This is a genomic window from Acidovorax sp. CCYZU-2555 (genome assembly GCF_018413525.1).
Lineage (GTDB): Bacteria > Pseudomonadota > Gammaproteobacteria > Burkholderiales > Burkholderiaceae_C > Comamonas.
Genome location: NZ_JAHCDD010000132.1, coordinates 1 through 8,275, shown reverse-complemented (window position 1 = coordinate 8,275; position 8,275 = coordinate 1). Strand labels below are relative to the sequence as shown.

The window sequence follows — 8,275 nt, the reverse complement described above, 5'->3', positions numbered from 1 at the left end:
CGGCCGTGCTGGTCGTGGACGGTGACGCTGTCTGCGTGCTGTTCGACGCGCGTGATGTGCGTGCCGGTGAAGGTCTCAATCGCCGACTGCGCGCGTGCGCCTTCGAGCAGCGAGGTGTGGATGTCGGCGCGGTGTATCACCGCATAGGGGTTGCCGAAGCGCTGGCGAAACGCGGCATCGGTGGGAATGCGCCCGACCAGCGTTGCATCGAGCGCGTCGTGCATCACCATTTCGTCGGTGTAGACGGCGCGGCTGCGTGCGCGCTCGCCAATGCCCAGCGCGTCGAAAGCTGCGAACGCGTTCGGGCCCAGCTGGATGCCGGCGCCGATTTCACCGAGCTGCGGCGCCTGCTCCAGCACCTGCACCGCATAGCCCTGGCGCGCCAGGGCGAGCGCCGCGGCCACGCCGCCAATGCCGCCACCGACCACCAGGACGGGCAGGGTGGATGAAGTTTTCGTCGTCATGGGCCGGTCTTTCTTCGAAGCTTGCGTGGCTCCAGTCCGCATCAATGTCTCGGCGGCTGGAGTCTTGCGATTAATCAACAGTATGCTGATGATCAGTGTAGTGTTGATCTTTGTCATGGTGAAATTGGTGAAAACCCTGAGGAACTGAATGCGGGTTTTGCATACATCAATGCGCTGCCGCTCCCATAAACTTGGGCATATGACAACTTTCAGTCCCGAAGAACTTGAACTGCTTCCTGGCTTCCATATCCGGCGCCTGCAGCAGATAGCAGTCGCCGTTTTCATGGAAGAGACCCAGGACTTCGCGGTCACGCCCGTGCAGTTCGCGGCGCTGTCGGCCGTGCTGCGCCAGCCCGAGATGGACCAGCGCTCGCTCGCGCGCTTCATCGGTTTCGATACCTCGACCATAGGCAGCGTGATCGACCGGCTCGAGGCGCGCGGCTTCATGGTGCGCAATGCGAGCAAGACCGACAAGCGCGTGCGCCTGCTCACGGTGACCCCGGCCGGCATGGACCTGCTCAAGTCCGCCCAGCCCGCGGTGATGCGTGCCCAGCAGCGCATGCTCGACCCCTTGCCGGTGGAGCAGCGCGCGCTGTTCATGCAGATGGTCGCGCAGATCAACAACGAGAACGAAGGCCGCAATCGCGCGCCCAGTCTCGCGGCCGTCAAACCCATGGAGTGAGCCGCGCCTGGGCGCGCAGGCACAATCAGGCTCTCTTCATGTCTATCAAGGTGACCGCATGCTCGTGACGACCACTCCCAATGTTGAAGGCCAGCGCATCACCCGGTATCTGGGCATCGTCGCGGGCGAGGCCATCCTGGGTGCCAATGTCTTCAAGGACTTGTTCGCCGGCATACGCGACATCGTGGGCGGCCGTTCGGCCACCTACGAAAAGGAGTTGCAAAAGGCGCGTGAAACGGCGCTCAGGGAAATGCAGGAGCATGCGCAACGACTGGGCGCGAACGCCGTGGTCGGCGTAGATCTCGACTTCGAGGTGCTGGGTCAGGGCAACGGAATGCTGATGGTCTCGGCCAGCGGCACGGCCGTGGTGCTGGGGAATGATGACCGCGGGCACTGAGCGCGCGAAAATCCGCGAAAATCGCGGGTTGAACGCATTCTTCAATGCACAGAAAGGTTTTCATGAGCGACACCACCCAAGCCCCCGCGCTGCCCGACCACCTCTCCATCGACCCCAGCAGCCCGCACCATGTGGCCGCGGTGTTCGAGCATGACATCGGCATCCGTTTCAACGACAAGGAACGTTTCGACGTCGAGGAATACTGCATCAGCGAAGGCTGGGTGCGCGTGCCCGCGGGCAAGACGCTGGACCGCAAGGGCCGTCCGCTGCTGATCAAGATCAAGGGCAAGGTCGAAGCCTTCTACAAGTAAGCGCTTTCACGCCCGACTTGCAAGCGCCTTCGGGCGCTTTTTTGCGCCCGCGGCAAGCTCAGGGGCGGCGCAGCCAGCCCAGCACGCGGTCATGCGCCACGCGCCGGCCCTGTTGCTCCAGCGCGTAGCGCTCGCGGCTGCTGCCGAACGGGCCGGGGTTCTGCTGAATGACTTCGATGAAGTCCGGGCCCACGGCGCTCACGATCGCCACATGGCCGTAGCGGTTGAACGCCCAGGGCGCGAACACGATCAGGTCCTCTTCCCGGGGAACGCTGGCCGCGCCGTTGCGGTACTGGAGCAGCATGCGTTCCCGATTCAGTGCGCCATCGGCCACCTTGGCCGCGAAGAACTCCTTGGCGTGGCCCATCGAATTGGGCATTTCGTGGCCGAAGCGCTCGTAGTAGTAGCGCTTGACGAATTCGACGCACTGGTAGCGCAGGCCCAGGTTGTAGCCGCCGGGCGTGGTCAGCCGCCCCGACACATGGTTGATCGCGCCGTTGTAGTAGACGCTCACGCCGTTGAATGCGTCTAGCGGGTCACCGGGCGCATGCGCGGGGTTGATGTTGACGCGTGTCGCGACGAGATAGCCGGCAACCAGCAGTGCCAGCAGCAGCATGGCGAGCTTCATTGCCGCGCGGCGTGTGAATCGGTGGGCCGAGGGCATGTGCGTTACCGGGGAGGCGTCAGCGCCAGGCAGCGCGCCAGCACCTCGGCGGCCTGGTCCAGCCGGGGGCCGGGGCGCGAGACCAGATCGACTTCCGCCGTGCTGAGCGTGCAGATGCGGCCGCTGCGCACCGCGTCTATCGTGCGCCAGCCCGGGCGCTGGGCGAACGCCGCGGCCGGCGTTTCGGGCGTATGGATGATGATCTGCGGATTCTGGCGCACGACATACTCCGGCGACAGCCGCGGGAAGGGCCCCAGCGCGGGCGCGACGATGTTGCGCGCGCCCAGTTGGGCCAGCAGCTCGCCGATGAAGGAGTGGGGCCCGGCCGCATAGGGCGTGGCGTCGACTTCGAAATAGACGCTGCGGCCCGCATGGGCGCGCGTGGAGCGCGCGACGCGCTCCACGCCGGCCTGCAGGCGCGCATTCAGTGCGTCGGCGCGCTGCTGCTGCAGCAAGGTGTCGAGCGTGCGCCATTGGCCGCGCATGCCCGCGATATCGTGGGCGTCTAGCGCCAGCACCGGAATGCCGAACTGCGCGAGCTGGGCCATCAGCGGCGGCGAATACGCCATCAGCACCACATCGGGCCGCAGGCGCACGATGGCTTCGATCGACGGCGCCGAAGGCTTGCCCAGGCGCGGCAGCGCCGCGATTTCGGGCGGGTGGTTCGAGAACGCATCGACGCCGACCAGCCGCGCGCAGGCGCCCAGCGCGCACAGTGACTCGGTGACCGAAGGCAGCAGCGACACGATGCGCTGCGGCGCCTGGGCAAATTCGACCGTGCGACCCTGGGCATCGCGCACGCCGTACGCCCGCGCGGGCGCGCTCGCAGCCAGCAGCGCGCAGGCCGCGAGAAGCCAGTGCGCCGCCAGCGCGCTCAGTTTGCGGGCGCCCATTTCACGCTGAAGAACAAGGTGCGGCCCGCATTGGCATAGCCTTTGGTGGGCGCGTAGTCGCGGTCGGCGACGTTGTTGACGCGCGCCAGCAGCGACCAGTCCTTGCCGAGCTGGTGTTGGGCATAGAGGTTGACCACGCCATAGCCGCCCAGTGTGGCCGAGTTTTCAGCGTCTACAAAGCGCGCGCTGTAGAGCTGGGCTTCGGTGCCCAGCGTCCAGCCCGCGAGCTGGGTGTCGGCCGAGAGCTTGAGCATGCGCTTGGAGCGGTAGGGCAGCAGCTTGCCGTTCTCGAGGTTCTTGGGGTTGAGGAAGTCGAGCGACAGTCCCAGGTTCATGCGGTCCAGGCGCGTGGAACTGGTCAGCGTCAGGCCCTTGAGCTCCACGCTTTCCCAGTTGCGGTAGCAATTGCAGGCCGGCGAACTCGTGAAGTCATAGGTGATCTGGTTCTTGATCTTGTTGCGATAGGCCACCGCAGACAGCTGCTGCTTGCCTGCGTTGTAGTGCAGTCCGGTTTCCACATTGGCGCTGCTTTCGGGCTTGAGATCGGCCGCAGCCTGGCCCGTGAAGCGCTCGTAGAGCGTGGGCGTGCGAAAGGCCGTGCCCGCCGATACCACCCAGCGCAGGCTGTCATTGAGCTGCAGCCCATAGCCCAGGCCGCCCGTGGTCTTGTTCTGCTGGTCGCGCACGCGGTCGTGGCGCACGTTGGCATCGAGCTGGTGCACGCCGCTGGCATAGCGCCAGCCGGCCGACAGCGAGTTCTGCACGCGCTTGCTGTCGGTGTTCTGCGTCCAGGCGTAGTCGGTGTTGAGCCGGTCTTCGCGGCGTTCCAGATCAATGTTGAAGCGGCTTTCGCCCAGCTTCCACTGGTTTTGCAGCAAATAGTTGCTGCTGCGGCCGTCATTGCTTTCGGGGGATGAAGTGAAGCGCTGGATATCGCTGCGCGCCTGGCCCAGCTGCACCACGCTCTGGTAGGTATCGCTCCAGGCCGCCTGCCAGCGCAGCGTGCCTGAGGTGTTCTTCACGCGGTCGTAATCGTCGAACGGCGCGGCGCTCTGGTCGTAATGCGCCTTGAGGCGGTTGTGCTGCAGGCGCGTGTCGATCTGGTGAATGCCGTGCTTGTAGCCCGCGTTCAGGCCCAGCGAGGTATTGGCATAGCCGTCGCGGTCGGGATTGGGCGTCCAGGGGTTGCCCGGGTTCACGTCGAAGCCATCGCTGCGCTCGTCGGCCACATGCAGGCCGTAGCTCCAGCCGTTGGCGCCGCCTTGCAGTCCGGTGGAAAGCCTCGACGTGCCCTGGTTGCCCAGGCCGGCCTCGGCATAAGCACGCAATGGACCATCGCCTTGGCGCGTGAAGATCTGCACCACGCCGCCCATCGCGTCCGAGCCGTAGATCGCCGCAGCCGGGCCGCGCAGGATTTCGATGCGCTCGATCTGCGCCAGCGGCAGCGCCGCCCACAGCGCGCCGCCCTGCAGTTCCTGGCTGTTGAAGCGCACGCCGTCGACGAACACCGCTGTGTGCTGGTTGCCCATGCCGCGCAGGAACACCGAGGTCGTCTGGCCCGGGCCGCCATTGCGCGTGATCTGCACGCCAGGCACCTGGGCCAGCAGATCGGCGACGCCCGTGGCGCCGCTGCGCTCTATGGCCGCGCGGTCGATCACGCTCATGTCGGCAGTGACGGTGCGCAGCGGCTGGGCTTCGCGCGCAGCCGTGACCACCACGGTGTCTAGCGCCGGCGCGGTCTGTGCCCAGGTCTGGGAGCACAGCGCCATGGCGGCGAGCGCACCGGCGCGCACGCCGGGATTCGTTCGAAGGGAAATAGTCATGAAGGATTACCAGTTCACGCCAGCGACCCCGCCAGCGTTTCACTCACAAGGCTCTCGCATGCGCAAGAACCGCCTTGTTGGCCGGTATCCAGACTGGTGAATCCACGCACAACGCCTTCCCGGCGCAGGCTGCGCCAGTGGCTTGTCGATGTACGCTGGCCCGAAGCTTCAGGCCGTTTCACTCACTGTTGCGGGGGCAGTACAGGCTAGGACCATGTGCAAGACATGGCCACCCTGTTTCCCGTTTAACGGCCCTGCACGCATTGCAGGGCCAGCACCAACGCGCTGATTCTAATCGGCGCGCTCAAACAGACAGGCGCAGCGCCGTGACGACGGCCACGCCCAGCGCCAGATTGGCCGCGACCCACACGCGTATGCTGGCCAGCGCCTTGCCGCCCGCGGGCCAGTCGGCGGCCTGCACCGCGCGGTCCAGGCGCTTGAACAGCGCAAAGCGGATATGGCCGAAGATGGCGGCCATCACCAGGCCCAGCGCGGTCATGACTTTCCAGGCCAGCGGCATCTGGAACTGCAGCTCGGCCTGGGCCGCCATGTGATAGACCGACGCCACCATGCCCGCCCCCGACAGCAGCACCACGGCCACGGTCACCAGCATGGCCGCGAAGAAGCGCTGCAGCACGTTGTGCATCAATTGCACGCGGGTCGCGGGTTCCAGCGACTGCACGGCGGGGCGCATGAAGAAGTGCGAAAACGCCATGCCGCCCAGCCAGACGATCACGGCCAGCAGATGGATGTATTTCAGGGGGGCGAACAGCATGGGGCAGGTCTCAGATCAGTGCCGCGTTCTTGCGCTCCTCGGCCTGGCAGGCCGCGGCGGTGAAGATCACGTCGGTGGAGGAATTCAGCGCGGTTTCGGCCGAGTCCTGCAGGATACCAATGATGAAGCCGATGGCCACCACTTGCATCGATACATCGCTGGAAATGCCGAACAGGCTGCAGGCCAGCGGAATGAGCAGCAGCGAGCCGCCGGCCACGCCCGCGGCGCCGCAGGCGCAGACCGAGGCCACGACGCACAGCAGGATGGCCGTGGGAATGTCGACCACGATGCCCAGCGTGTGCGCGGCAGCCAGCGACAGCACGCTGATGGTGATGGCAGCGCCCGCCATGTTGATGGTCGCGCCCAGCGGAATGGCGATGCTGTAGGTGTCTTCGTCGAGGTTCAGGCGCTTGGCCAGCGCGAGGTTGATCGGTATGTTGGCTGCCGAGCTGCGCGTGAAGAACGCCGTCACGGCGCTTTCGCGCAGGCACATCAGCACCAGCGGATAGGGGTTGCGGCGGATCTTGGCGAACACGATCAGCGGGTTGACCACCAGCGCGACGAACAGCATGCAGCCGACCAGCACCGTCAGCAGGTGGGCGTAGCCCAGCAGCGCGGCCGTGCCGACGTCGGCGAAGGTCGCCGCGACCAGGCCGAAAATGCCCAGCGGCGCGCAGCGGATCACGCCCTGGATGATCAAGGTGATGGCGTTCGACAGATCGCCCAGCAGCTTGCGCGTGCCTTCGCTCGCGTGGCGCAGCGCCAGGCCCAGGCCCACGGCCCAGACCAGGATGCCGATGTAGTTCGCGGTCAGCAGCGCGTTGACCGGGTTGTCGACGGCGCTGAGCACCAGCGCCATCAGCACTTCCTGCACATTGCCCGGCGCGGCGGCGTCGGTGACGGCCGCGGTCTGCAGCACCAGCGTCGACGGAAACAGCATGCTCGCGAACACGCCGACGATGGCCGCGGCCAGCGTGCCGATCACATAAAGCCACAGCACGGGGCGCATCAGCGTGGAATCGCCGGGGCGGTGATTGCTGATGGATGCCATCACCAGAATCAGCACCAGCACCGGAGCGACGGCCTTGAGCGCGGAAATGAACAGCTTGCCCAGCAGTCCCACGCTGGGAGTGGCCGCCGGCCAGAGAAAAGCGAAGGCGATGCCGGCAATCAAGGCCATGACGATTTGCGTCACAAGGCTGGTGCGCTGCATCCAGTGCAGCAATGGCTTGAGGATCATGGAGTGAAGAAAAAACGAAGAAGGCCGTGGGAGCGGGGCGGGGCGCAATGCCCGGCGCGCCAGCGCGGGGCCCGCGCTGCGAGAGCCGGGAGTTTAAGCGCAGGGCGTAAAACCCGTTGGGCGGCGCAGTTCCTGGCCGCTTTGGCCGGCATTTGTCGCTTTCGATGCCACCGGGAATACGCCGGGCATGGGCTTGCGTCGATAATCGCGGGCTATGTCGTCCCCCAAAGTTCTCTTCGGCTTCCACGCCGTAGGCGTGCGTCTGAAGACCGCGCCGAAATCCATCGTCGAAATCTACTACGAGGCCACGCGCCGCGACGCCCGCATGCGCCAGTTCCTGGACCGTGCGCGTGAAGCCGGTGCGCGGCTGATCGAAGCCGACGGCGAACGCCTGGCCAAGCTCGCCGGCAGCCACGGCCACCAGGGCGTGGCGGCGCGTGTCGAGCCCACCAAGCAGATCACCTCGCTCGACGAGCTGCTCGAAAACCTCGAGGAAAGCGGCGTCAAGAACCCGCTGCTGCTGGTGCTCGACGGCGTGACCGATCCGCACAACCTCGGCGCCTGCCTGCGCGTGGCCGACGGCGCGGGCGCGCACGCGGTGATCGCTCCCAAGGACCATGCGGCCGGCATCAACGCCACCGTCGCCAAGGTTGCGAGCGGCGCGGCCGAGACCGTGCCCTATTTCATGGTCACCAATCTGGCGCGCACGCTCAATGAGCTCAAGGAGCGCAACATCTGGATCATCGGCACCAGCGGCGATGCCGACAAGAACATCTACCAGATGGACCTCAAGGGCCCGGTCGCGCTGGTGCTCGGCGCCGAAGGCGACGGCATGCGCCAGCTCACACGCAAGACCTGCGACGAGCTGGTGAGCATTCCCATGCAGGGCGCGGTCGAAAGCCTCAACGTGTCGGTGGCCAGCGGCGTGTGCCTGTTCGAAGCCGTGCGCCAGCGCCTCGCTGCTGCCTGAAGAACCTGCTGCTCAGTCGCGCGCGCCGGTCTCGGTGCTCGCGGCGTTGAGCAGTG

At 66.1% G+C, this 8,275-nt stretch carries 10 protein-coding genes and 1 riboswitch; of the genes, 4 read left to right on the top strand and 6 right to left on the bottom strand.

Features of this window, described 5'->3' with window-relative positions:
• A partial coding sequence (locus KHY18_RS26380; RefSeq protein ID WP_213307273.1) for an FAD-dependent monooxygenase occupies positions 1-464 on the bottom strand: 464 nt, incomplete at its 3' end.
• Between the two features lie 199 nt (positions 465-663).
• On the opposite strand from KHY18_RS26380, the gene KHY18_RS26375 reads away from it, so the two are divergent.
• The 3 genes from KHY18_RS26375 (at position 664) to KHY18_RS26365 (ending at position 1,854) form a co-directional block, all read left to right on the top strand.
• Positions 664-1,146, top strand: a complete 483-nt coding sequence (locus KHY18_RS26375) for a MarR family winged helix-turn-helix transcriptional regulator (protein ID WP_249729400.1) — start codon at positions 664-666, stop codon at positions 1,144-1,146.
• A 58-nt stretch (positions 1,147-1,204) separates the two neighbouring features.
• Positions 1,205-1,543: a heavy metal-binding domain-containing protein gene (locus KHY18_RS26370; RefSeq protein ID WP_213307267.1), complete on the top strand. Its 339-nt coding sequence runs from the start codon at positions 1,205-1,207 to the stop codon at positions 1,541-1,543.
• Between the two features lie 62 nt (positions 1,544-1,605).
• Positions 1,606-1,854, top strand: coding sequence for a DUF3297 family protein (locus KHY18_RS26365; RefSeq protein WP_213307264.1), 249 nt, complete (start codon positions 1,606-1,608; stop codon positions 1,852-1,854).
• Between the two features lie 58 nt (positions 1,855-1,912).
• Here KHY18_RS26365 and KHY18_RS26360 read toward each other — a convergent pair whose 3' ends face one another.
• The 5 genes from KHY18_RS26360 to sstT form a co-directional block, all read right to left on the bottom strand.
• Positions 1,913-2,518 (bottom strand): CHAP domain-containing protein, encoded by a 606-nt coding sequence (locus KHY18_RS26360; RefSeq protein ID WP_213307261.1) that lies wholly within the window; start codon positions 2,516-2,518, stop codon positions 1,913-1,915.
• A 5-nt stretch (positions 2,519-2,523) separates the two neighbouring features.
• Positions 2,524-3,411: an ABC transporter substrate-binding protein gene (locus tag KHY18_RS26355; RefSeq protein WP_213307258.1), complete on the bottom strand. Its 888-nt coding sequence runs from the start codon at positions 3,409-3,411 to the stop codon at positions 2,524-2,526.
• Positions 3,393-5,234, bottom strand: a complete 1,842-nt coding sequence (locus KHY18_RS26350; RefSeq protein ID WP_213307255.1) for a TonB-dependent receptor domain-containing protein — start codon at positions 5,232-5,234, stop codon at positions 3,393-3,395. The genes KHY18_RS26355 and KHY18_RS26350 overlap by 19 nt, the downstream gene beginning before the upstream one ends.
• Before the next feature lie 62 nt (positions 5,235-5,296).
• Positions 5,297-5,531: riboswitch (cobalamin riboswitch) on the bottom strand.
• 7 nt (positions 5,532-5,538) lie between these two features.
• Positions 5,539-6,009: a CopD family protein gene (locus KHY18_RS26345; protein WP_213307252.1), complete on the bottom strand. Its 471-nt coding sequence runs from the start codon at positions 6,007-6,009 to the stop codon at positions 5,539-5,541.
• 10 nt (positions 6,010-6,019) lie between these two features.
• Complete coding sequence (sstT, locus tag KHY18_RS26340) at positions 6,020-7,249, bottom strand: serine/threonine transporter SstT (protein WP_213307249.1); 1,230 nt, start codon at positions 7,247-7,249, stop codon at positions 6,020-6,022.
• A 214-nt stretch (positions 7,250-7,463) separates the two neighbouring features.
• Between sstT and rlmB the strand changes: the two genes are divergently transcribed.
• The gene (gene rlmB / locus KHY18_RS26335; RefSeq protein ID WP_213307246.1) at positions 7,464-8,219 is read left to right on the top strand and encodes a 23S rRNA (guanosine(2251)-2'-O)-methyltransferase RlmB; all 756 of its coding nucleotides are present in this window, start codon (positions 7,464-7,466) and stop codon (positions 8,217-8,219) included.
• Positions 8,220-8,275 lie beyond the last annotated feature (56 nt).